Source organism: Nocardia sp. NPDC056000 (assembly GCF_042269265.1).
Taxonomy (GTDB): Bacteria; Actinomycetota; Actinomycetes; order Mycobacteriales; family Mycobacteriaceae; genus Nocardia.
The window spans coordinates 675,180-695,421 of sequence record NZ_JBHJXS010000003.1 but is presented as its reverse complement, the minus strand read 5'-3'; the positions used below and the strand labels follow the sequence as shown (position 1 = coordinate 695,421).

Below are 20,242 nucleotides of genomic sequence, written 5' to 3'. Positions count from 1 at the left end.
TTCGCTTTGGAGAATACTTCTTGGCATGGAGCAGATCGCAGCAGCACTCGGAGACACCGCGAGGTGGCGCATAGTCGAACTCCTCGCCGAACGTCCCCGATCTGTCGGCGAACTGGCCGAGTCCACCGGTCTGCGCCAGCCGCAGACCACCAAACATCTTCAGTCGCTGGCCCGGGCGGGCCTGGTCACCGTGTTCCCGCTCGGCCAGCGACGCGTCTATGCCCTCGAGTCCGCTCCCCTGCGGTCGCTCGAACAGCGCCTGCGCGGGCTCATCGAAACCATCGACGCCCACGCGGATGAGCGAGATGTGCTGGCGCGCTATCGCGCCGCCATCGAATCGGAATCCGAACTCGCGAACCGCGAGCGCTGGGCGGACGGGCGCGCGTTCACGTTCGAACGCACCCTGCCCGCCGCACCCGACACCGTCTGGCACCACTGGATCGAGCCCGAACTGCTCGAATCCTGGTGGGCGCCAACCACCATGACGATCACCGACTGCCGAATCGAACCCCGGCCCGGCGGCGATGCCGTCCTCGAATACCTCGATGCCGACGGCCGCCGCTATCGCTCACAGGGCCGCGTGCACACCGCGCTCGAACCCGAACACCTGGTCTTCGACCTGTCGGTACTCGACTCGGCGGGAGCCGTCTCGTTCACCGGCAACTACGACCTCACCCTGACCGCCGCCCCGGAAGGCACCCGGCTGCGGCTCGACTTGACCATCACCGACACCGCCGTCGAGGCCGTCCCCTATATCGCCGGGATAGAAGCCGGCTGGAGCCAGGTACTCGACAACCTCATCAACACCATCACCATCGAAAAGGAAGTACAGCCATGACCACACGTAAAGTCACCGCGAATATCGCCATCACCCTCGACGGCCGCTACAACGGCCCGGGCGGCCCCGGCGATCTGGGCTCGATCGTGCGCTACGCGGCCACCGACGCCTCCCGCGATCACATGACCCGCATGTGCGAGAACGCCACCACCGCGGTCCTGGGTCGCGGCAATGCCCAAGGCTTCATCGGCTATTGGTCGACCGTGGCCACCGACGACAATGCCGATCCCCGTGATCGCGGCTATGCCAAGTGGCTGGTCGACAGCGAAAAGGTGGTGTTCTCAACGACTTTGACCGAAGCGCCGTGGGACCGCGCCCGCGTGGTCAACGCCCCGACCGCCGAGGCCATCGCCGAACTCAAATCCGAGGGCACCGGCGATATCCTCGTCAACACCAGCCCCAGCATCCTCAAGCCGCTGCTCGCGGCGGACCTGGTGGACCGGCTCTACCTGATCATCTGCCCCGAGATCGCGGGCGGCGGCGACCGCCTGTTCGAGGACGGACTGCCGGGCTCCCAGTGGGCACTGACCTTCCAGCAGGTCGGCGAACAGGGCGAGGTCGCCGCGATCTACGACCGGGTGCGCGGATAGCGGTGGCGCACTTGCTCAATCGAGGCGCTTACCGGCCTCGGCGATGACTTCGAGCAATTCCTCGCCGTGTCCGGTCGCCTCGGCGGCCCGGCCCATCGCGTCGAGCTTGGCGACATCCCAGACCGGTAGATCGAACATGCGCCGCCACTGCGGCGGTGACATCACCTCGGCGACGGGAAGCATTTCCGCCCAGGCGTTCTCACGGTCCACCGCCTCGATCATGTGGATGAGCACCGCATCGTCCATATCGGCGGTCGCGGTCGCCACCCGGCCCAGCGTCCGCGCGCTGAGGAACTGCATGAAGGTGAAGGCCTCGGTGAAGCGGTCCTGTTCGTGCGCGGCCAGCATGATCGCCCGAATGCGGTCATCGGGCAGCTGGGACAGCACCACCTCGAAGCGATCCGAGACCGTGTCGAGTTCGGCGTTGAAGCCGACCTGGAGCATGTCCCCGGCATCGTCGATATGCGGCACCACATCGAGCAGCTGCTGATCGGTGGCGGCCACCAGGAATCGAGCCAGGGTCACATAGTCCTCGCGTCGCAGCAGTTCTCGCATGACGGGCACCAGCATCGAACTCTGGAATTCGCGCACAATGGGTGCGGCCGCGTCCGGATCCACATACGGCGCGAGATCGGCAAGGAACTCCACCGGCACCTGCCCGATGAGCCCCACCGCACGCTCGGGGGTGAGCGAACTGGCGATCCTGCCGCACAGCATGGGGCCGAAGAAGCGGGTCGCGATCGAGATGGCGAGCGTATTGGGCACCAGCGCACTGACTTTCGCCAGCCGCTGGAACATCGGCCGATGCGGTGCGTCCAGCGAACGGTGCATCCGCTGACGCACCCGCCGGACAGCAGCCGCATCGCTCTCGAGCAGGAAGGCCAAATCCTCCGGCGCGGTATCCAATTCGCGCGCGAGCTTCACCACTTCCGCGCGGGTGGCCAGACTCGTCATGATCGCCTCAGGAGAAGAGAATGCGGCGCACCATGGCACGCGCGAGGGGCGGCACGACGGTGAGCCCCTTATCGATGGCCGCGCTCAGCTCCCGCTCGCGTTTATCGCGGGCGTGCTCGAACGCGGTGCGCAATACGGCGTAGTGGCCCTCATCGAGTGGGCCGAGTGCCGCCAATTCGACGCGCGGGACCCGACTGGCGTCATGCAGTCGATCGAGCTCCGGCACGAGGTTCAGCCTAACCGAACAACCCTGGGGTGAAGCGGGTTTCGCCGGACGCCTACTGCACCCGTTCCCAGCCGCGCGGCTGCGCCTTCGTGCCGAGACCGGTATTGCGGCTGCGGTAGACGATGTACGGGCGGGTCAGGTAGCCGACCGGCGCGGAGAACACGTGCACCAGGCGGCTGAAGGGCCAGAAGGCGAACAGCGCGCACGCCGAGAGGGCGTGCAGGCGGAAGCCCAGCGGGGCGGAGACCATAAGTTCGGGCTTGGGCTGGAAGTAGAAGATGGACCGGAACCACGGGGAGATGTCCTCGCGGTAGTTGTGCGGATTGCCGGTCAGGTTGCCGTACAGGGTCGCACCGAGTCCGAGCAGCAGGGTCAGCCCCAGCAGCACGTACATGATCTTGTCGTTGCGGGTGGTCGCCGAGAACACCGGGCCGACCGTGCGACGGCGGTAGACGAGAATGAGCAGACCGGCCACCGTCGCCACACCCGCCACCGCACCGAGACTGAAAGACGCAGCGTGATACATGCTTTCGCTGATGCCGACCTTCTCGGTCCACGATTCCGGAATCACCAGGCCGATCACATGGCCCAGGAACACGAATACGATGCCGTAGTGGAACAGCGGACTGCCCAGGCGCAGCAGGCGGTTCTCGTACAGCTGTGAGGACCGGGTGGTCCAGCCGAACTTGTCATAGCGATACCGCCAGATCAGCCCGCCTATGCAAATCGCGAGCGCCGCATACGGTATGGCGACCCACAGCAGTACATCGCTGGCGCTCAGCGTCATCGACGGCCTCCGATCATCTGCGGCATATAGGTGGGCGGAGCGAACGGTTCGAGCCCGACATCCTCACCGGGCGGCCCCTCGGCGATGAGCCGGGCGATGGCGGTGCTCTCCTCACCGCGCAGCGGTGGCAACGTCGCGGACAGCGAATCGAGCACGCCGGTCCAGGGAGAACCCGCCTCGCGCAAGGCTTTTCGCATGACCTCGATACCCGCACGGTGCTCGCACAGCAGCTGTCCGCCGGGTTCGGGGTGGGCGGCCGCGAACTCCAGCACGACCGCGAGATGATCGGACAGCTCACCATCGTCCAGCTCCATCCCGGACACGCGATACAGCTGTTTGAAACGCAGCAGCGCCATCCCCCGCTTGCGGGTGTCGCCGTACAGGAACCAGGTCAGATACGGACTGAACCGCTTGCGATGATCGAAGGTGTCGACGTACTCGGTCGCCAGCGCCAGCGGCGCACCGCGCTCGAGATGATCGAGCAGCGAGCGCAGCGGCGCGCCCACCGGTTCGGGCAACGCGGCGGCCGTGCGACACAGCAGTGACAGCGAATCCAGCAGTCTCTCATCGGGATACGCCAGCAGCAGCGATTGCACCTGCCAGGCTCCCGAGCGCATCGAATCGGTCAGCTTCATTTGCGATGCCTTCCGCCGTTCGACTGCGGCATGAGCCCGTCCGGCGCGCCGCGACCGTCCCAGTTGAGCAGGTTCACCCGGCCCGAGCCCGCCATACTCGACGGACTGTCCGCGGTCTGCCGGTCCTGCAACATGCGGAAGTTCTCCACCGCGACCGGTGTCGGCTGCCCGGAACTCTCGCCGAACGGCCCCCACCCGTTCATGCCCGGACCGCCGTCGTAGTCGAGACTGCAGTCGGTGGCCAATTCCTCCAGCCCGTGCGCCTGTTCGGCGTGCGCGGTCGGAATGACATAGCGCTCTTCGTATTTGGCGATGGCGAGCAGCCGGTACATATCGTAGAGCGCTTCCTCGGTCATCCCGACCCGCTCGGCGATCTCCGGACGCGACGGGCGGCCCAGATTGATATCGCGCATATAGCTGCGCATGGCGGCCAGGCGGCGCAGTACCGCATCCACGGGTGCGGGATCGCCCGCGGTGAACAATTCGGCCAGATACTCCACCGGAATACGCAGCGCGTCGATGGCGGCGAAGAGATTGCCGTGATCCTCGGCATCGTGCCCGGTATCGCGCAGCGCGTCGACCACCGGCGACAGCGGCGGGATGTACCAGACCATCGGCACCGTGCGGTATTCCGGATGCAGCGGCAATGCCACCCGATACTTGCGAATGAGCGCGTATACCGGTGAATTCTGTGCCGCCTGCACCCAATCGCGCGGCATGCCCGCGCGTTCGCAGGCGGCGATCACAGCAGGGTCGAAGGGATCCAGGAACGCGTCGCGCTGTGCGGCGTACAGATCCTTCTCATCCGGTGTGGCCGCGACGTCGGCGACGGTATCGGCGTCATAGAGCATGACGCCGATGTATCGCAGTCTGCCGACGCAGGTTTCGGCGCAGACGGTCGGCAGCCCGACCTCCACACGCGGAAAGCAGAACGTACATTTCTCGGCTTTACCGGTGCGGTGATTGAAGAAGATCTTCTTGTACGGGCACCCCGAGACGCACATGCGCCAGCCTCGGCACTTATCCTGATCGACCAGCACGATGCCGTCCTCTTCGCGCTTGTAGATCGCGCCGGACGGACAGGATGCCGCACAGGCCGGATTCAGGCAGTGCTCGCAGATGCGCGGCAGATAGAACATGAAGGTGCGGTCGAATTCGAACTTCACCTTATCGCCGACCTGTTTGAGCAGCGGGTCGCCGCCGGTGAGTTCCGGTGCGCCACCGAGGTTGTCATCCCAGTTCGCCGACCAGGTGATCTTGGTGTCCTCGCCGGTGATCAGCGACTTCGGCCTCGCCACCGGGGTGTGCTGCTGCACCGGCGCGGTGGTCAGCGTCTCGTAGTCATAGGTCCACGGCTCGTAATAGTCCGAAAGCTCCGGCAGGATCGGATTGTCGAAAATGGTGAACAGCTTGTGCATTCGGCCGCCGCCGCGCAGTCGCAACCGGCCCTTGCGGGTCAGCTCCCAGCCGCCGCGCCAGCGATCCTGATCCTCGTAGGTACGCGGATAACCTTGTCCCGGACGGGTTTCCACATTGTTGAACCAGACGTATTCCACGCCAGCGCGATTGGTCCAGGTCTGTTTGCAGGTCACCGAACAGGTGTGGCAGCCGATGCATTTATCGAGGTTCATCACCATCGCCATTTGCGCCATGGGCTTCATCGGTACTGGACCTCCTGGCTCCGACGGCGGATTACCGTCACCTCATCGCGCTGATTGCCGGTCGGGCCGAGATAGTTGAAGGCGAAGGACAATTGGGCGTAGCCGCCGATCAGATGCGTCGGCTTGATGAGCAGCCGGGTCAGCGAATTGTGAATACCGCCGCGCTTACCCGAGGATTCCGCGAGCGGGACATCGATGAGCCGGTCCTGGGCGTGATGCATGTACACCGTGCCCTCGGGCATGCGGTACGACACCACCGCGCGGGCAACCACCACGCCATTGCGGTTGACCGCCTCGATCCAATCATTGTCCGCGATACCGAGTTTCGCGGCGTCGAGGTTCGACATCCAGATGGTGGGGCCACCGCGCGACAGGCTCAGCATGAGCAGGTTGTCCTGATATTCGGAGTGAATGGACCACTTCGAATGCGGGGTCAGATACCGCAGCGTGAGCCCCTGCGCGTTCTGCTCACCCAACCGCGGTTCGGCGAACAGCGCGGTCATATTGAGCGGCGGCCGGTAGACCGGCAATTGCTCGCCGACCTCCTGCATCCAATCGTGGTCGAGATAGAAATGCTGGCGGCCGGTCAGCGTGTGCCAGGGCTTGTTTCGCTCCACGTTCACCGTGAACGGCGAATAGCGGCGGCCGCCGGATTCGGAACCCGACCACTCGGGTGAGGTGATGACCGGGACGGGCGCGACCTGGGTGTCGGCGAAGGTGATGCGCTTGCCCTCGTGCTCGGCGGCGAGGTCCGCGAGCGCTGTCCCGGTGCGCTTCTCCAGCGTCCGGAAACCCTGAGTCGCCAAGTGGCCGTTGGTGGTTCCCGACAACGCCAGGATCGCCTCGCAGGCGTTCACATCGCGCAGCAGCGACGGCCGACCGTCACCCGGGCCGCCGTGCACCAGACCATTGGCCTGGCCGAGGTATTCGATCTCACGCTCCACCTCGTAGGTGATGCCCTTGGTGGTCGCGCCGAGCTTGTCCAGCAGCGGTCCGAGCGAACTCATCTTGGCGTACACGGCCGAATAGTCGCGCTCGACCACCGTCAGCCGCGGCATGGTCACACCCGGAATCGGTTCGCACTCACCGGTTTTCCAGTCCCGCACGATGCCGTGCGGATTGGCCATCTCATCGGGGGTGTCGTGCAGCAGCGGGGTCGCGACCAGATCCTTGCGCACCCCGAGATGTTTGCGCGCGAGCTTGCTGAACTCCTCGCCGATGGTCATGAACGCATCCCAGTCGGTGCGGGTCTGCCACGGCGGCGCGATGGCCGGACTGAACGAGTGCACGAACGGATGCATATCGGTGGAGGACAGATCATGCTTCTCGTACCAGGTGGCGGCGGGCAGCACCACATCGGAGAAAATGGTGGTGCTGGTCATCCGGAAGTCCAGCGTGACAAGCAGATCCAGCTTGCCGACCGGCGCCTCGTCATGCCAGACGATGTCCTTGGGCCGGGCCTCCGGTGGCGCTTCCTCGGCGCGCAGCGAATTGTCCGCGCCCAGTAGATGTTTGAGGAAGTACTCATTGCCCTTGGCGGAGGAGCCCAGCAGGTTCGAGCGCCAGATGGTGAGCAGGCGCGGGAAGTTGCGCGGCTCGTCCGGATCCTCACAGGCGAACCGCAGTTCTCCTGATTTGAGCTGCCCCACAATGTGATCCGCCGGTGCGACCCCGGCCGCCTCGGCCTCGTCGACCAGATCGAGCGGATTGCGATCGAACGTCGGGAACGACGGCATCCAGCCCATACGGGCGGTCTGCGCGATCAGATCGGCGGTCGAGCGGCCGGTGAACCGGCCCGCCCCATTGGTCGTCGTGAGCGCGTCCGCGCTGAACGGGTCGTAGCGGTACTGATCGGTGTGCAGATACCAGTAGGCGGTCTGAATCATCTGCCGCGGCGGTCGCGTCCAATCCAGCGCGTTGGCCACCTGCGCCCACCCGGTCACCGGGCGGCACTTCTCCTGGCCGACGTAATGCGCCCAGCCGCCGCCGTTCACACCCTGGCATCCGGTCAAGGTGGTGAGCGCCAGGAACGTCCGATAGATGGTGTCGGAGTGGAACCAGTGATTGGTGCCCGCGCCGAGCAGAATCATGGAACGCCCGCGCGATTCCTCGGCATTGGCGGCGAATTCGCGGCCGATCCGGGCCGCCACCGTCGCCGGAACACCGGTGATGGTCTCCTGCCAGGCGGGCGTGCCGGGCTGGGTGGCGTCCTCGTATCCGGTGGGCCACTCCCCCGGCATGCCCGGGCGATGTACGCCGTACTGCGCGAGCATGAGATCGAGCACCGTGGTCACCAGATGCCCGCCGATGGTCCGCGCGGGCACCCCGCGCACGATCTCGGCGGCCGAACCGTCACCGGTGTCGAAGCGCGGCAGCGACACCTGCACCGCGCCCTGACCGTCCATGGTCAGCAGCGGCTCCACATCGTCGAGTTGCAGATTCCATTTGCCCGCGCCCGCCTCGCCATAGCGGAAGCCGAGAGAGCCGTTGGGCACCAACGGTTTTCCCGCACCGTCGAGCAGCACCGTCTTGAACGCGGCATTGGGTTCGTCCGCGTACTCGGGCAGATCCGCGGCGGTGAGGAATTTGCCCGGCCGGAAACCATCCGCGCTCCTGTCCAATCGCACCAGGAACGGCAGATCGGTATAGCGGCGCACATACTGCTGGAAGTACGGCACCTGCCGATCCACGAAGAACTCGCGCAGGATCACATGCCCCATGGCGAAACCGAGCGCACCGTCGGTGCCCGGATGCGGGGCCACCCACTCATCGGCGAACTTCACATTGTCGGCGTAGTCCGGTGCGATCGAAACGACCTTCTGACCGCGATAGCGCGCCTCGGCCATCCAGTGCGCGTCCGGGGTGCGGGTCACCGGGACATTCGAGCCCCACATGATGAGATAGCCCGCGTCCCACCAGTCCCCGGACTCCGGGACATCGGTCTGATCACCGAAGACCTGCGGTGAGGCGACCGGCAGATCGGCGTAGAAATCGTAGAAGGACAGCATCGCGCCGCCGATGAGCGATATGAAGCGCGAGCCCGCCGCGAACGAGGCCATGGACATGGCCGGAATCGGCGAGAACCCGGCGATGCGGTCCGGCCCGTACGCCTTGATGGTGTGCACATGCGCGGCGGCGATGAGTTCGACGGCCTCATCCCAACTGGTGCGCACCAGGCCGCCGCGTCCGCGCAGACTCTTGTACCGCCGGGACAGTTCCGGATCCGAGATGATCGATTCCCAGGCCAGCACCGGATCTCCGGTGCGGCGCTTGGCTTCTCGATACAGCTCCAGCAGAATCCCGCGAATGTACGGGTAGCGCACCCGGGTCGGCGAGTACGTGTACCAGGAGAACGCCGCACCGCGCGGGCAACCGCGGGGCTCGTATTCGGGTCGGTCCGGACCGGTGGAGGGGTAATCGGTGGCCTGGGTCTCCCAGGTGATGATGCCGTCCTTGACGAACACCTTCCACGAACACGATCCGGTGCAGTTCACCCCGTGCGTCGAGCGCACCACCTTGTCATGGGACCAGCGGTCGCGATAGAAGTCGTCCGCCTGCCGACCACCCCGCAAATACTCACTCCGCAAATCCGGAGACATCTCGGTGCGGGTGAAGAAGCGCCGGGAGCGGATCAGCGCCTCGGTCAATTCGCCATCGAGGGTGTTTCCGCTGCTGCGCGCCATCTATCCCGCCTCTCACCAGGACCGGCGGCGGACTCCGTCGCACGGTCGGATCCCACGAGTTCACGAATAGCGGAAACCGTACCGGCAAACATGCGGCAATTAGGGAATTTCGACGGTGTCGGTACGTCAGGCGGTGACGCCGACCCCGGTGTGCTCGACTCGCGCGGCGGTCCAGATCTCGCTGGCCCCGAGCAGCGCGGTGCACAGGCCGACCGCGATGGACAGCGAGACGATCGATTCGAACGGCCCGACCGCGATCACCATGCCCACCCCGGCGGTCACCAGTCCGATGATCTCCTGCCAGCCCGACCCCACGAACTCATCGGACCAGGCCGCGGTGATCGCCAGCACCACACCGCGGACCATCCAGCCCATTCCGATCCACAAGGCCAGCAACAACACCCACTGCCCGCTGTTGATGCACCACAGCGCCAGCAACAGCGCGGTCACACCGCCGAGGAACTGCAACACCTTGAGCGGAGTGGCGATATTTGCACCGAATGCCGCGATCAGCTGGAACGCGGCCGTGGCCAGCAATACCAGTCCGCACAGTATGCCCTCGACCGTCACAGACTTGTTCGGCCAGACCGCCAGCGTGATACCGACGCCGACCGAACACATGCCGGTGACCAGCAATGCCTGCCAAGCCCAGTCGGCAAACACCGCGGTACGCCCCTCGATCCGATTGGTGGGCATAGCCGAATTGTATGACCGATTAGTCCAAGTCGCTGGAGGACAGGCAGATTCGGCATGTCCGCACCCGGTGCGGCGAACGCGTCAGCGCAGCTTACGGAAGAAATCGCGCAGATCGGCGGTGAGCAGGTCGGGCGTTTCCATTGCGACGAAGTGACCGCCGCGATCGAACTCCGACCAGTGCACGACCGTGTTCTGGTTCTCGGCCACACCGCGGACGGTCTTATTGCCGGGGAAGACCGCCACACCGGTCGGGACACCGGAGTTCGGGACATCGGCTCCCCACTGACCGGATTCCTTGTACAGCAGCATCGAGGAACCGATGGTGTTGGTGAACCAGAGGGCGGCGATATTGGTCAGTAGCAGATCGCGGTCGATGGCGGCATCGGGCGTCGGCTTCGCGGGATCGCAGTAGGTGTTGACCACATCCAGGATCCAGGCCAGCAGCCCGGCGGGTGAATCGGCGATCGCCGGGGCCAGCGTCTGCGGACGGGTGGAATGGATGCCCGCGTAACCGGAGGTCTCCTGACTGCTCCAATCCCGCATGGCGGCCAACTTCTCCTGATCGGCCGCACTGTAGGCGGAGCCGTCATCGCCCCAGGCCGGAATGGTGATCGGGTCATTGAGATGGATGCCCGCGACATGTTCGGTGTCGATGCGACCCAGCTGCGGTGCGATGAAGGAACCCGCGTCGCCACCCTGCGCGCCGTAGCGGGTATAGCCCAGTGCCGCCATGAGTTTCGCGATCAGTTCGGCGCTGCGCTCGGTGGCGGCCTGACCGGGCTCCCGGGTGGGACCGGAGAACGCGAAACCGGGCAACGTCGGAATGACGAGGTGGAAGGCGTCTTCCGGACTGCCGCCGTGCGCGACCGGATCGGTGAGCGGGCCGATCACCTCGGTGAAATCCTCGAACGGCCAGCCGTGCACCAGCACCAGCGGCAGTGCGTTCTCGTACTTCGAGCGAATGTGCAGGAAGTGCACACGCTGCCCGTCGATCTCGGTGACGAACTGCGGCAGGCGATTCCGGGCCGCCTCGTGGACGCGCCAGTCGTATTCGGTGCGCCAGTACTCGGCGATTTCGCGAACGTAGGCGGTGGGGATGCCGTAGTTCCAGCCCACACCGGGCAGCTCATCCGGCCAGCGGGTGGCGGCGAGGCGGGCATTGAGATCGTCGATGTCGGCGGCCGGGATATCGATGCGGAAGGGCTCGAAAGTGGTCATGACTCAACGATAGAAATCGGTTAGGTCAGGATCGGTCCTAAGCGCGTGCGAATCTGTAGGCATGCTCGAAACCTCGGCCAGGCTGCTGCGCCTGCTGTCCCTGCTGCAAACCCACCGTGACTGGTCGGGCGCGGAGCTCGCCGAACGGCTCGGCGTCAGCTCGCGCACGGTGCGCCGCGATGTCGATCGGCTGCGCGAGCTGGGCTATCCGGTCGACGCCATGCAGGGCACGGCCGGCTACCGGCTCGCCGCGGGCAGTCACTTGCCACCGCTGCTGCTCGACGACGAGGAAGCTCTCGCCGTCGCGGTCGGATTGCGCACCACCACCGGCGGCACGGTCACGGGGATCGAGGAGGCGTCGCTGCGGGCGCTCAGCAAGCTCGAACAGGTGCTGCCGTCGCGATTGCGGCATCGTTTGCAGGGACTGCAACGATCGGTGGTGCGGGTGGAACCCGGTGCGCCACGAGTGGAACCGGAGACGCTCATCGCGCTGTCCGACGCATGCCATCGCCATGAACGGCTGCGCTTCGACTACACCAATCACGCGGGCGGACAATCGATCAAGGAGGTCGAACCGCACGCGGTGGTGAACTTCAACCGGCACTGGTATCTGGTGGCGTGGGATACCGGGAGCGGGAGCTGGCGCACCTATCGGGTCGATCGGCTGCGGCCGCGCATTCCGACCGGGCCGCGCTTCGCACCCCGCGATCCACCGGACGGTGATGTGGTGGCCTTCCTATCGCACCGATTGTCCTCCGCCAGTTGGCCGTATCGGGCCACCGTCACCCTGCATCGTTCGGCCGCCGAGCTCGAGGACCGAATCTGGAGCGGTATGGGTGTTTTGGAGGCCGTCGACGATTCGAGTTGTCTGCTGCACGTCGGCGCGGATTCACCGTGGGCGCTGTCCTGGATGATCACCTCGATCGATACCGATTTCACGGTCGTCGAGCCGCCGGAATTGGTCGAGCAGATCGAGATATTGGCCCGCCGCTGCGCGAATGCGGTGGGGTCGAGGTCGAACCCTGCTGCGTCACAGTGACGTTCGAGGAATAGGTATCGGCGCGTCGGGGTGCGAAGTTGCTTGCCCACTGCCGCCGGTCCGCGCGGAGCTCTAGGCTGTAATGAGCGTCTCCGGCGGCCGCATCGCAGCGGCCCCAGCGAAGGGATCGGCATTGTGACCACCGCGTATCCACCGGGCCCCCGGTTGCCGAGGATCGTCCAGACGACAGTGTACGCAAAGTGGCGCGGTGCGCTTTTGCAGTCGGCGGCCCGCAAATACGGGGATACCTTCTCGCTGAAGTTGATTCCGCCGTACTCCGAGCACGTGGTGGTGTTCTCCCGGCCCGAACATATTCGCGAGATCTTCGCCGCCGATCCGGCCGATCTGCATGCGGGCGAAGGCAATCGGCTGCTGGTGCACATCATGGGCGAGCATTCGCTACTGCTCACCGATGAGGCCGAACACGCTCGCGCCCGGCGGCTGCTCATGCCGGCCTTCGCCGGATCCTCGTTGCGCGGCTATCGCACCCTGGTGGAATCGATCGCGAAATCGCATATCGATCGATGGGCGAACGGCACGACCGTCCCCACCCTGGACAGCATGAACGAGCTCACCCTCGACGTCATCATGCAGGTGGTCTTCGGGATGACCGATGAGCGCCGCCGCGGTGAGCTCGCACCGCGCCTGCGCCGGATCGTGAATATCAATCCGATCATCTTCTTCGGCTGGAAATATCCGTGGCTGGACCGGCGCGGGCCGTGGAAGCGCTTCCGCGAGAACCAGCACGCCATCAACGAACTGCTGTACGGCGAGATCGCCCAGCGTCGCGCACATCCCGATCTCGAACACCGCGCCGATGTGCTGTCCCGGCTGCTCGCGGTCGGATCCGGGGAGAACCCCTCGGACACACCGCTTTCCGATGCCGAACTGCGGGATCAGCTCATCACCCTGCTGCTCGCCGGACATGAGACCACGGCCTCGGCACTGTCCTGGGCCTGCCATGAGCTCGCGATGCATCCCGAGGTGCAGGACGCCGCGCGGCGGGCCGCGCACGACGGTGATGAGAAGTATCTGGAGGCGGTACTCAAGGAGTCCATGCGCCTGCGCACGATAATCGCGGGGACCGGTCGGCGGCTCACCCGCGATATGACCATCGGCGGGCAGACCCTGCCCAAGGGCACGGTGGTGTCCACTTCGATTCTGCTGGCGCACAGTCGCACCGAGAACTTCCCGGACGCCGCCGCATTCCGGCCCGAGCGGTTCCTGGACGGTTCGGTCACGCCCAATACCTGGTTGCCGTTCGGCGGTGGGGTGCGGCGCTGCATCGGTGCGGGTTTCTCGCTGATGGAGGGCACGGCCGTACTGCGCGAGATCCTCACCCGCTATCGCCTATCGCTGCCCGAGGGAGTCACCGGCGAGCGGTCCCGGATCCGGAATATCACCCATGTTCCGGCACACGGTGCACCGGTTCGGGTCACCCTGCTCTGAGCTGGCGCGGGAGTTCCGAATCCGCCCTGGTGAATTCGGAACACTCGGGACATTCGGCGATGACCGGATGACTGCACTCGGTCAGGTGCGCGAGAAAACGCTCGGTGGCCTGCAATAGCAGGACCTGCCGCTGGATTTCGGCGCGCTTGCCCGCGATCAGGTCCTGTCTGTCATCGCAGGCGCCGACACCCAGTTGGCGGATCTGGCTCAGTGACAGCCCGGTTCGCTGGAGCAGTCGGATGAGCCGAGCCACGTCCAGGGTGTTGGAGTCGTAGCTGCGGTGTCCCGACGGGCTGCGCGGTGGATACAGCAGACCCACCGACTCCCAGTGCCGCAGCACATGCGCCTCGATCCCGAGTGCGGCCGCCGCATCGCCGATCCGCAGGTCCTGCGCGGTAGTCATCATTCGCCTCTTTACTTCATGTCGACGTGAAGTTTTAGCCTCTCGGCACTCCCGGCGACCGACCAAGGTTTCCGGGCACCGAACAGAGAGTGCAACCAATGTCGGATCCCGTGCGTTCCCCCAGTTTCGCCCAATGCTGCGCCGCGGCAACCGGTCTGCTGCGCGGTATGGTCCGTCCGCGCCCGGTCGACGAGCGTTTCCTGCGCTCGATCACCGATGCGGGCCTGCCCACCCCGAGTCGCACGGTCAAGGTCACCGCACTGGCGCAGGCACCGCGTTCGGTGCCGACGGTCATGGTGGTGGAGGGTTCCTTCCGGCCGCGCCGGATCGCCAATTCGCTGACCACCTTCGTGGTCCAGCATCCGGATGCGACCTTCCTGGTCGATCCGAGCGTCTGCCTGGACGCCGAACACCGGGCCATCGCACAATTGCCCGCGACACTGCGCGGCATCGTGCGCCCGCCCGCCGAAACCCTGGCGACCGTCACCGCGCTGGGCCTGGAACCCGATCTGCCCGCACCGGATTTCGCATTGCCGACGCATGCGCACTGGGATCACGTCTGCGGTCTGCTCGATCTTCCCGGGCTGCCCGTCCACCTGCATCGTCCCGAATACGAGTGGATCAGTTCCGGTCCGGTCGCACCGGTGGGCGGTGTCCGCGACTCGCTAGCGGACCGTCCCGTCAGCCAATTCGAACTGGACGGCCCGCCCGTGCTCACCTTCACCCGCAGTCGTGATTTCTTCGGTGACGGCAGCATCGTGCTGGTCGATCTCCCCGGCCACACCCCCGGGAGCATCGGAATCCTCGCCTTCACCGAACGCGGCTGGATTCTGCTGGCCGGTGATGCCGCCTGGCATGAGCTGCAGGTCCAGCAGATTCGCCAAAAGTCGGCGTTCCCAGGCAATTTCGTGGACACCGACCGCGATCTGGCCTTCAAGACCCTGCATCGACTACATCTGGCGCGCGAGTTCGCCGCCGTGATCCCGACCCACGACCACGACGCCACCCGCACGCTGGCTACCGCATCGGATTCGGCTACTGCGGGGCGGTGACCGGATGGACCTGTAGGTGGCAGGTGTCGATCCGCGCGGCGACGGTCACCGTATCGGTGGTGTTCGGTGCGGTGACCCGCAGATCGGTGTAGGTGGCGCACTGGGTGCCGCTGTCGTCGAACGCGACGCCCTCGACAACGGCCTGTGCGCCGTGAGCGGCATCGAGGACCACCGTCGGTGGAGTGTCGGTACCGGAGGGGAGCCCGCCCATATATCCGCGCGGGGTGCGTTCGGCATGCAGTAGCGGGCCACCGGCACCCGTATCGACCCCGGGATATCCGGTCAATGTGCACGCCTGGCTGTCCCGGGCGGCCGAGAAGTTCAGGCGCACACCGCGATGCCCCATACCGGGCGACATGATCGTCGCGTCCACCACGACCTGGCCGTTGCCACACGGCGCGGGTGCGGTGGAGGTCGTCGGCGGGGAGGTGGGCAGGACAGATGGCGCGCCGCCGGTGCTCGGCGAGGGCGATACCCGGGCGGCGACCCCGGTGTCAGTCGGCGGTGTCGCGGACGACTGCCCGGAATCTGTCGAGTTGCTCGCGCATCCGGACAATCCCAGTGCCACGCAGCAGACGGCCATTCCCGCGTATCGTGCTGTCCTCGTACCCATTCCACTCCCCTGCCGTGTAGCGGTCGATGGTCATATTGTCGCGTGCCGTGCACCCGGTGTTGCGGGCGCGAATCGGACACCGCCAGTACGGTGAGGAAATGGAGATCACCGTGCGTCAGGCCCAGCGTTCGGATATTCCCACTCTTGCCCGGGTACTCGGGATCGCCTTCGCCGATGATCCGATCTTCTCCTGGCTGCTGCCCGATGAAGCGTCCCGGACGCGGCGCGCCGCCATCATGTTCGCCGCCCTGGCCAGATATGACCGCATCGACCACGGCGGTGTCGATATCGCGATCGACGACTCCGGGACCGTGGTCGGCGCGGCCATCTGGGAGCCGCCGGGTTACTCCGAAGGTCGCAATAGTCTGCGCGCCCTGCCCGGCTTCCTTCGCGCCTTCCGGACGCGGCTCGGCATGGCGGGGCGCATGGCGGAGAAGATGGCCGCGGTGCATCCGCACGATCCGGCGCACTGGTACCTGGCCGCCATCGGCACGCTGCCCGCCGGGCGCGGCAAAGGTTATGGCAAGGCGTTGCTGGCATCGCGATTGGATCGCTGTGATGCCGAAGGACTTCCGGCATACCTGGAATCAAGCAAGGACTCGAACGTTCCCTACTACGAGCGCTTCGGTTTCGAGGTGACCGGCGAGATCGATGCCACCGACGGCGGCCCGCTGCTGTGGCCGATGTGGCGTGAGCCCCGCACCTGACACACCGTCCGCTCAACCGTTCGGTGCGCAAACCGGGCGTTACGATCTGCGACATCGGCCGATCCGGCCACCACGAAGGAGTTGGTCATGAGTCTCATCGGCGGAGTGCTCGGATGGCTGTTGACGGCATTCATCGTGCTGATGCTCGCGCGCATGGTGCTGGATTGGATCGCGGTGGCGGGCAGCCCGCCGGACTGGGCGTACAAGGCACGGACCTTCACCCACAAGTGGACCGAACCGGTGATCGCGCCCGTGCGCAAGGTGCTGCCGCCGCTGCGCGCGGGCGGACTGGCCATCGATCTCGCGTTCACGATCGTTTTCATTGTCGCGCTGGTGCTGCGTTCGGTGGCGTTCAGCCTGTAGTGCGCCCGGAAGCGGTGCGCTTCCGGGCGCACCGCTTCAGCGGGTCGCCCGTCCGGCGCGCAGGAGCGCCGCCGCGAAACATCCCAGCGCCGCCGTATTCACCAGTGCGCGAGCGATATTCCAGGCCACCCACGGCCCTTCGAACTTCTCCCGCACCGCGGCCGGATCCGCGATGGTAGCGGGATCGCCCGCCGCGGCCAGCTGATCATTGAGCGGCACATTCGCCCCCGTGGTGATCGCGAACATCACGACGTAGCAGGCGAACGCGGCGAGCGTCCAATACCGCACGGCGGGATCACCGGTGCGCCAATTGGTCACCACCGCAGCCAATCCCACCGCGAGCCCGCCCATGAACAGCGTCATGAACAGCGGATTCAGAATCGCCGCATTGATGTTCTGCATGACCTCGATGAACGCCGCGTCGCCGCTGCGCTTCAGGCCCGGCATCACCGCGTAGGCGAACCCCGCGAACAGGCCCGCCATCAGCCCGGTGACTATCGCGGCGGTGACGAGGCTGATGGTGCGAATGGATCTCATCGCGGCGACTCGTCCCACATGCCAGCGGCCGCGGCGGCGCGGGCGAAATCACCGAAATCGCGTGCGCCCCAGCCGAGTGCCTCCCGCACGCCGTCATCGATGCGCGCATTGCGGCCGTCCAGCACCGTGGTGAACAGGTAGAGCAGGAACTCCACCAGATCCGCGGGCAGACCGTCGGCGGTCAGCGCGGCACCGTACTCGTCCGGGGTCACCTCCACGTAGTCGATGGAACGTCCGGTGGCAGCGGAGATTTCGGCAACCGCCTCGGCGAAGGTGAGCAGGCGCGGCCCCGTCACCTCGTAGATCTTGCCGCCGTGCCCGTCCTCGGTGAGCGCGGCGACCGCCACGTCGGCGATATCCTCGATATCGATGAACGGTTCGGGCACCGCGCCGACCGGCAGGATCAACTGACCGTCCCGAATCCCCTGTGCGAATTGACCTTCGGTGAAGTTCTGCGCGAAGAAGCTGGAGCGCACCACCGTCAGTTCCGGGCCGGTGTCGGCCAGCAGTTTCTCGGCCTGCTGCGCCTCCTCCTCACCACGACCCGAGAGCAGTACCAGCCGCTGCACTCCAGCCGTCGCCGCCATCTCACCGAAGGCCCGCACCGCCTGCGGGGCACCGGGCACCGCGAGATCGGGCTGGAAGCTCACGTACGCGGCCCGCACATCCTCTAGCGCGGGTGCCCAACCAGCCGGATTCTCCCAGTCGAAAGGTGGTGTGGCGGTGCGAGATCCGATCCGGACGGGCACACCCAGCGCCTCGAGTCGCTGCGCCACCCGGCGGCCGGTCTTCCCGGTGCCGCCGAGCACCAGAACGGTCTGCTTGTCATTCACGGCAATCCCTCGTTTCATTCGGCCATCTGCCTGATTCGAGGATCAGCGCCGCGGCCGACGGGAACAACGACTCATGTGTCAACGGTTGTACTGCTGCGCTCAACGATCGACTTGGAGGGTTCGTGGAACGGTACGAGATCGAGGCATTCCTCGCGGTAGCCGAGGAGTTGCACTTCGGCCGGGCCGCCGGACGCCTGCGGGTCTCCACCGGCCGCATCAGCCAGACCATCAAGGCCATCGAACGTCGTTTCGGCGCACCGCTTTTCGAACGCACCAGCCGCCGAGTGGCCCTCACCCCGATCGGTCGCCAACTGTATGAGGACCTGGCTCCCGGTCTCCGTCAGGTGCAGCTGGCGCTGGACCGCGCAGCCTCCTCCGGCCGCGGCACCGACGGCATCCTCGATGTCGGCTTCGTCGGCGCGGCCGCGGTCTGCCCGCTCATCATGGACACCATCAAGGAGTTCCGCGCCGAACATCCCGGTGCCGAAGTCCGCTTCCGCGAAGTCCAGCACACCGACGGCCTGGAGGGCTGGCGGAGCGAGGAATACGACATGGTGTTGATCAGTCGCCCTGTCAGTGAACCCGATCTGGTGACCGGGCCCACCCTGGTCAGCGAACAACGCATGCTGGCGCTGCCCCGAACGCACCCGCTGGCCGCCAAAACCGCACTCTCCCAAGAAGACCTGGCAGAGATAACTCTGCTGCGCATGCCCGGCACAATCCCCGCTTCGGTCCGCGACGACCGAACCCCGGCCCGTACCCCGAGCGGCCGTCCGATCGCCCACGGGCCCATCGCCTACACCTTCCAGGAACTGCTGGCCCTGATCGGCGCGGGCGAAGGCGCTTTCGTCGTGGGAGCTCGAACCGCGCACTTCTATCTCCGCCCTGACATCAGCTACCTTCCGATCGACGACGCGCTACCCATCGAATGGGGTTTCGTCTGGCGGGTATCCCGCGAAACCGCTCGCGTCCGAGCCTTCAACGACACCGCGCTGCGGGTAAGCAAGATCGCGGACGATCGGTGATCGCACAGCCTCGACAGACGAGCGCCCGGACCGGTGATTTCACCGGTCCGGGCGCTCAAATGCCTTATGCCAAGGCCGAATACGGCGTCAGGGCTTACGTGCGAGCCCGGAGACGACCATCTCTTCCCAATCGCTGAGCTGATGTTCACCCTTACCGGGTTCCGGACGCCACTGGGCGCACGGGACGATACCCGGTTCGAGAATGTCGAGATCGCCGTAGAAGGCGCGGATCTCGTCATCGGTGCGCCAGCGGCCACGGCCGAAGGCTTCCAGGATCTTGCGTTCGGTGGCCTGGGCCTCGCGGGTACGACCGGTGCGGAAGTGCGCGATGTAGACCTGGCTCCGAGACGGGACCTGATCGGTCCAGAACTTCACGACGCCCGCCGGATCTTCCTCGTCCTCCAGGAAGCTCAGCGTTGCCGCGTAAAGCACACCGACCGGCTGGTCGAAATCGATGAGCCGCTCGACCGCCGGATGTTCACGAATCCACGCGGCCTTGCCCACATCGCCCTCGACCACATCGATGCCCTCGTCGACGGCGAGCAGTGCGCGGCCATGGGCGACCACGAACGGATCATTGTCCACGTAGACGACCCGGGCATCGGGATGCTGCCGGCGCGCGACCTCGTGGACATTCTCGGTGGCGGGCAAACCGCAACCCATATCGATGAATTGGCGAATGCCATCGGAGGCCATGCTGTGTACAGCGCGGAGGACGGCTTCGCGGTTGGTGATCGCGAGTTGTTCGGAACCGGCCAGATCACTCATGAAGTAGTCGCCGACGCTCTTGTCCACGCCGTAGTTGTCTCGTCCACCGAGTACGTAGCTGTACACACGCGCCACACTCGGCCGGGATTGCCGTGCTCGCATGGCGTTGATATTCAAGTGACACCCCTTTACCTTCCGTGCCCCGGCGGTCTCCGACACACGGTA

The 20,242-nt window shown here is 65.8% G+C and carries 21 protein-coding genes; 8 read left to right on the top strand and 13 right to left on the bottom strand.

The annotated features are described in order from the left end of the window. Nucleotides 1–25 precede the first annotated feature (25 nt). Entirely contained in the window at nt 26–838 is an 813-nt protein-coding gene (locus ACFC4D_RS11855) for a metalloregulator ArsR/SmtB family transcription factor (RefSeq protein WP_376062692.1), read from the top strand. Then, a complete protein-coding gene (locus ACFC4D_RS11850; protein ID WP_376062691.1) occupies nt 835–1,428 on the top strand; it encodes a dihydrofolate reductase family protein in 594 nt (197 codons plus the stop codon). Before ACFC4D_RS11855 ends, ACFC4D_RS11850 begins: the two co-directional genes overlap by 4 nt. Before the next feature lie 15 nt (nt 1,429–1,443). Here ACFC4D_RS11850 and ACFC4D_RS11845 read toward each other — a convergent pair whose 3' ends face one another. The 8 genes from ACFC4D_RS11845 to ACFC4D_RS11810 form a co-directional block, all read right to left on the bottom strand. Then, nucleotides 1,444–2,382: a hypothetical protein gene (locus ACFC4D_RS11845; protein WP_376062690.1), complete on the bottom strand. Its 939-nt coding sequence runs from the start codon at nt 2,380–2,382 to the stop codon at nt 1,444–1,446. Between the two features lie 7 nt (nt 2,383–2,389). Then, the gene (locus ACFC4D_RS11840) at nt 2,390–2,608 is read right to left on the bottom strand and encodes a hypothetical protein (RefSeq protein WP_375952109.1); all 219 of its coding nucleotides are present in this window, start codon (nt 2,606–2,608) and stop codon (nt 2,390–2,392) included. A gap of 52 nt (nt 2,609–2,660) precedes the next feature. Continuing rightward, complete coding sequence (narI, locus tag ACFC4D_RS11835; protein ID WP_376062727.1) at nt 2,661–3,389, bottom strand: respiratory nitrate reductase subunit gamma; 729 nt, start codon at nt 3,387–3,389, stop codon at nt 2,661–2,663. Between the two features lie 2 nt (nt 3,390–3,391). After that, on the bottom strand, nt 3,392–4,030 hold the full coding sequence (gene narJ, locus ACFC4D_RS11830) for a nitrate reductase molybdenum cofactor assembly chaperone (RefSeq protein WP_376062689.1): 639 nt from the start codon (nt 4,028–4,030) through the stop codon (nt 3,392–3,394). After that, nucleotides 4,027–5,691, bottom strand: coding sequence for a nitrate reductase subunit beta (gene narH, locus ACFC4D_RS11825; RefSeq protein ID WP_376062688.1), 1,665 nt, complete (start codon nt 5,689–5,691; stop codon nt 4,027–4,029). Before narH ends, narJ begins: the two co-directional genes overlap by 4 nt. Beyond that, nucleotides 5,688–9,374, bottom strand: a complete 3,687-nt coding sequence (locus ACFC4D_RS11820) for a nitrate reductase subunit alpha (RefSeq protein WP_376062687.1) — start codon at nt 9,372–9,374, stop codon at nt 5,688–5,690. Before ACFC4D_RS11820 ends, narH begins: the two co-directional genes overlap by 4 nt. 126 nt (nt 9,375–9,500) lie before the next feature. Beyond that, on the bottom strand, nt 9,501–10,070 hold the full coding sequence (locus tag ACFC4D_RS11815; RefSeq protein ID WP_375952121.1) for a DUF308 domain-containing protein: 570 nt from the start codon (nt 10,068–10,070) through the stop codon (nt 9,501–9,503). An 81-nt stretch (nt 10,071–10,151) separates the two neighbouring features. Next, the gene (locus tag ACFC4D_RS11810; RefSeq protein ID WP_376062686.1) at nt 10,152–11,288 is read right to left on the bottom strand and encodes an epoxide hydrolase family protein; all 1,137 of its coding nucleotides are present in this window, start codon (nt 11,286–11,288) and stop codon (nt 10,152–10,154) included. A gap of 61 nt (nt 11,289–11,349) precedes the next feature. Here ACFC4D_RS11810 and ACFC4D_RS11805 point away from each other — a divergent pair, with 61 nt between their 5' ends. After that, on the top strand, nt 11,350–12,327 hold the full coding sequence (locus ACFC4D_RS11805) for a helix-turn-helix transcriptional regulator (protein ID WP_376062685.1): 978 nt from the start codon (nt 11,350–11,352) through the stop codon (nt 12,325–12,327). 135 nt (nt 12,328–12,462) lie between these two features. Continuing rightward, a complete protein-coding gene (locus tag ACFC4D_RS11800; RefSeq protein WP_376062684.1) occupies nt 12,463–13,776 on the top strand; it encodes a cytochrome P450 in 1,314 nt (437 codons plus the stop codon). On the opposite strand, the gene ACFC4D_RS11795 is transcribed toward ACFC4D_RS11800, so the two are convergent. Further along, complete coding sequence (locus ACFC4D_RS11795; RefSeq protein ID WP_364634646.1) at nt 13,763–14,179, bottom strand: MerR family transcriptional regulator; 417 nt, start codon at nt 14,177–14,179, stop codon at nt 13,763–13,765. The two genes, ACFC4D_RS11800 and ACFC4D_RS11795, sit on opposite strands and share 14 nt — an antisense overlap. 98 nt (nt 14,180–14,277) lie before the next feature. Here ACFC4D_RS11795 and ACFC4D_RS11790 point away from each other — a divergent pair, with 98 nt between their 5' ends. Then, nucleotides 14,278–15,231 carry an MBL fold metallo-hydrolase gene (locus ACFC4D_RS11790; protein ID WP_376062683.1) on the top strand — a complete coding sequence of 318 codons (954 nt, stop codon included), beginning with the start codon at nt 14,278–14,280 and terminating at the stop codon, nt 15,229–15,231. Here the strand turns inward: ACFC4D_RS11790 and ACFC4D_RS11785 are convergent. Continuing rightward, complete coding sequence (locus ACFC4D_RS11785; protein WP_376062682.1) at nt 15,215–15,844, bottom strand: DUF4232 domain-containing protein; 630 nt, start codon at nt 15,842–15,844, stop codon at nt 15,215–15,217. The genes ACFC4D_RS11790 and ACFC4D_RS11785 overlap by 17 nt on opposite strands. A 98-nt stretch (nt 15,845–15,942) precedes the next feature. On the opposite strand from ACFC4D_RS11785, the gene ACFC4D_RS11780 reads away from it, so the two are divergent. Then, entirely contained in the window at nt 15,943–16,551 is a 609-nt protein-coding gene (locus ACFC4D_RS11780) for a GNAT family N-acetyltransferase (protein WP_376062681.1), read from the top strand. Nucleotides 16,552–16,638: 87 nt separating this feature from the next. After that, nucleotides 16,639–16,914, top strand: a complete 276-nt coding sequence (locus ACFC4D_RS11775) for a YggT family protein (RefSeq protein ID WP_364634659.1) — start codon at nt 16,639–16,641, stop codon at nt 16,912–16,914. Between the two features lie 36 nt (nt 16,915–16,950). Here the strand turns inward: ACFC4D_RS11775 and ACFC4D_RS11770 are convergent, their stop codons facing one another. Beyond that, entirely contained in the window at nt 16,951–17,451 is a 501-nt protein-coding gene (locus ACFC4D_RS11770; protein WP_375952144.1) for a DUF1772 domain-containing protein, read from the bottom strand. Beyond that, a complete protein-coding gene (locus tag ACFC4D_RS11765; protein ID WP_376062680.1) occupies nt 17,448–18,302 on the bottom strand; it encodes an NmrA family transcriptional regulator in 855 nt (284 codons plus the stop codon). Before ACFC4D_RS11765 ends, ACFC4D_RS11770 begins: the two co-directional genes overlap by 4 nt. 104 nt (nt 18,303–18,406) lie before the next feature. Between ACFC4D_RS11765 and ACFC4D_RS11760 the strand changes: the two genes are divergently transcribed. Beyond that, entirely contained in the window at nt 18,407–19,309 is a 903-nt protein-coding gene (locus ACFC4D_RS11760; RefSeq protein WP_376062679.1) for a LysR family transcriptional regulator, read from the top strand. Between the two features lie 87 nt (nt 19,310–19,396). Here the strand turns inward: ACFC4D_RS11760 and ACFC4D_RS11755 are convergent, their stop codons facing one another. Continuing rightward, on the bottom strand, nt 19,397–20,179 hold the full coding sequence (locus tag ACFC4D_RS11755) for an SAM-dependent methyltransferase (RefSeq protein ID WP_375952152.1): 783 nt from the start codon (nt 20,177–20,179) through the stop codon (nt 19,397–19,399). Nucleotides 20,180–20,242: the final 63 nt, after the last annotated feature.

Coding starts and splice junctions, on each gene's coding strand:
- ACFC4D_RS11855 (WP_376062692.1), top strand. CDS start 26: ATGGAGCAGATCGCAGCAGCACTCGGAGACACCGCGAGGTGGCGCATA.
- ACFC4D_RS11850 (WP_376062691.1), top strand. CDS start 835: ATGACCACACGTAAAGTCACCGCGAATATCGCCATCACCCTCGACGGC.
- ACFC4D_RS11845 (WP_376062690.1), bottom strand. CDS start 2,382: ATGACGAGTCTGGCCACCCGCGCGGAAGTGGTGAAGCTCGCGCGCGAA.
- narJ (WP_376062689.1), bottom strand. CDS start 4,030: ATGAAGCTGACCGATTCGATGCGCTCGGGAGCCTGGCAGGTGCAATCG.
- narH (WP_376062688.1), bottom strand. CDS start 5,691: ATGAAGCCCATGGCGCAAATGGCGATGGTGATGAACCTCGATAAATGC.
- ACFC4D_RS11820 (WP_376062687.1), bottom strand. CDS start 9,374: ATGGCGCGCAGCAGCGGAAACACCCTCGATGGCGAATTGACCGAGGCG.
- ACFC4D_RS11815 (WP_375952121.1), bottom strand. CDS start 10,070: ATGCCCACCAATCGGATCGAGGGGCGTACCGCGGTGTTTGCCGACTGG.
- ACFC4D_RS11810 (WP_376062686.1), bottom strand. CDS start 11,288: ATGACCACTTTCGAGCCCTTCCGCATCGATATCCCGGCCGCCGACATC.
- ACFC4D_RS11805 (WP_376062685.1), top strand. CDS start 11,350: ATGCTCGAAACCTCGGCCAGGCTGCTGCGCCTGCTGTCCCTGCTGCAA.
- ACFC4D_RS11795 (WP_364634646.1), bottom strand. CDS start 14,179: ATGACTACCGCGCAGGACCTGCGGATCGGCGATGCGGCGGCCGCACTC.
- ACFC4D_RS11790 (WP_376062683.1), top strand. CDS start 14,278: ATGTCGGATCCCGTGCGTTCCCCCAGTTTCGCCCAATGCTGCGCCGCG.
- ACFC4D_RS11785 (WP_376062682.1), bottom strand. CDS start 15,844: ATGGGTACGAGGACAGCACGATACGCGGGAATGGCCGTCTGCTGCGTG.
- ACFC4D_RS11780 (WP_376062681.1), top strand. CDS start 15,943: ATGGAGATCACCGTGCGTCAGGCCCAGCGTTCGGATATTCCCACTCTT.
- ACFC4D_RS11775 (WP_364634659.1), top strand. CDS start 16,639: ATGAGTCTCATCGGCGGAGTGCTCGGATGGCTGTTGACGGCATTCATC.
- ACFC4D_RS11770 (WP_375952144.1), bottom strand. CDS start 17,451: ATGAGATCCATTCGCACCATCAGCCTCGTCACCGCCGCGATAGTCACC.
- ACFC4D_RS11765 (WP_376062680.1), bottom strand. CDS start 18,302: ATGAAACGAGGGATTGCCGTGAATGACAAGCAGACCGTTCTGGTGCTC.
- ACFC4D_RS11755 (WP_375952152.1), bottom strand. CDS start 20,179: ATGCGAGCACGGCAATCCCGGCCGAGTGTGGCGCGTGTGTACAGCTAC.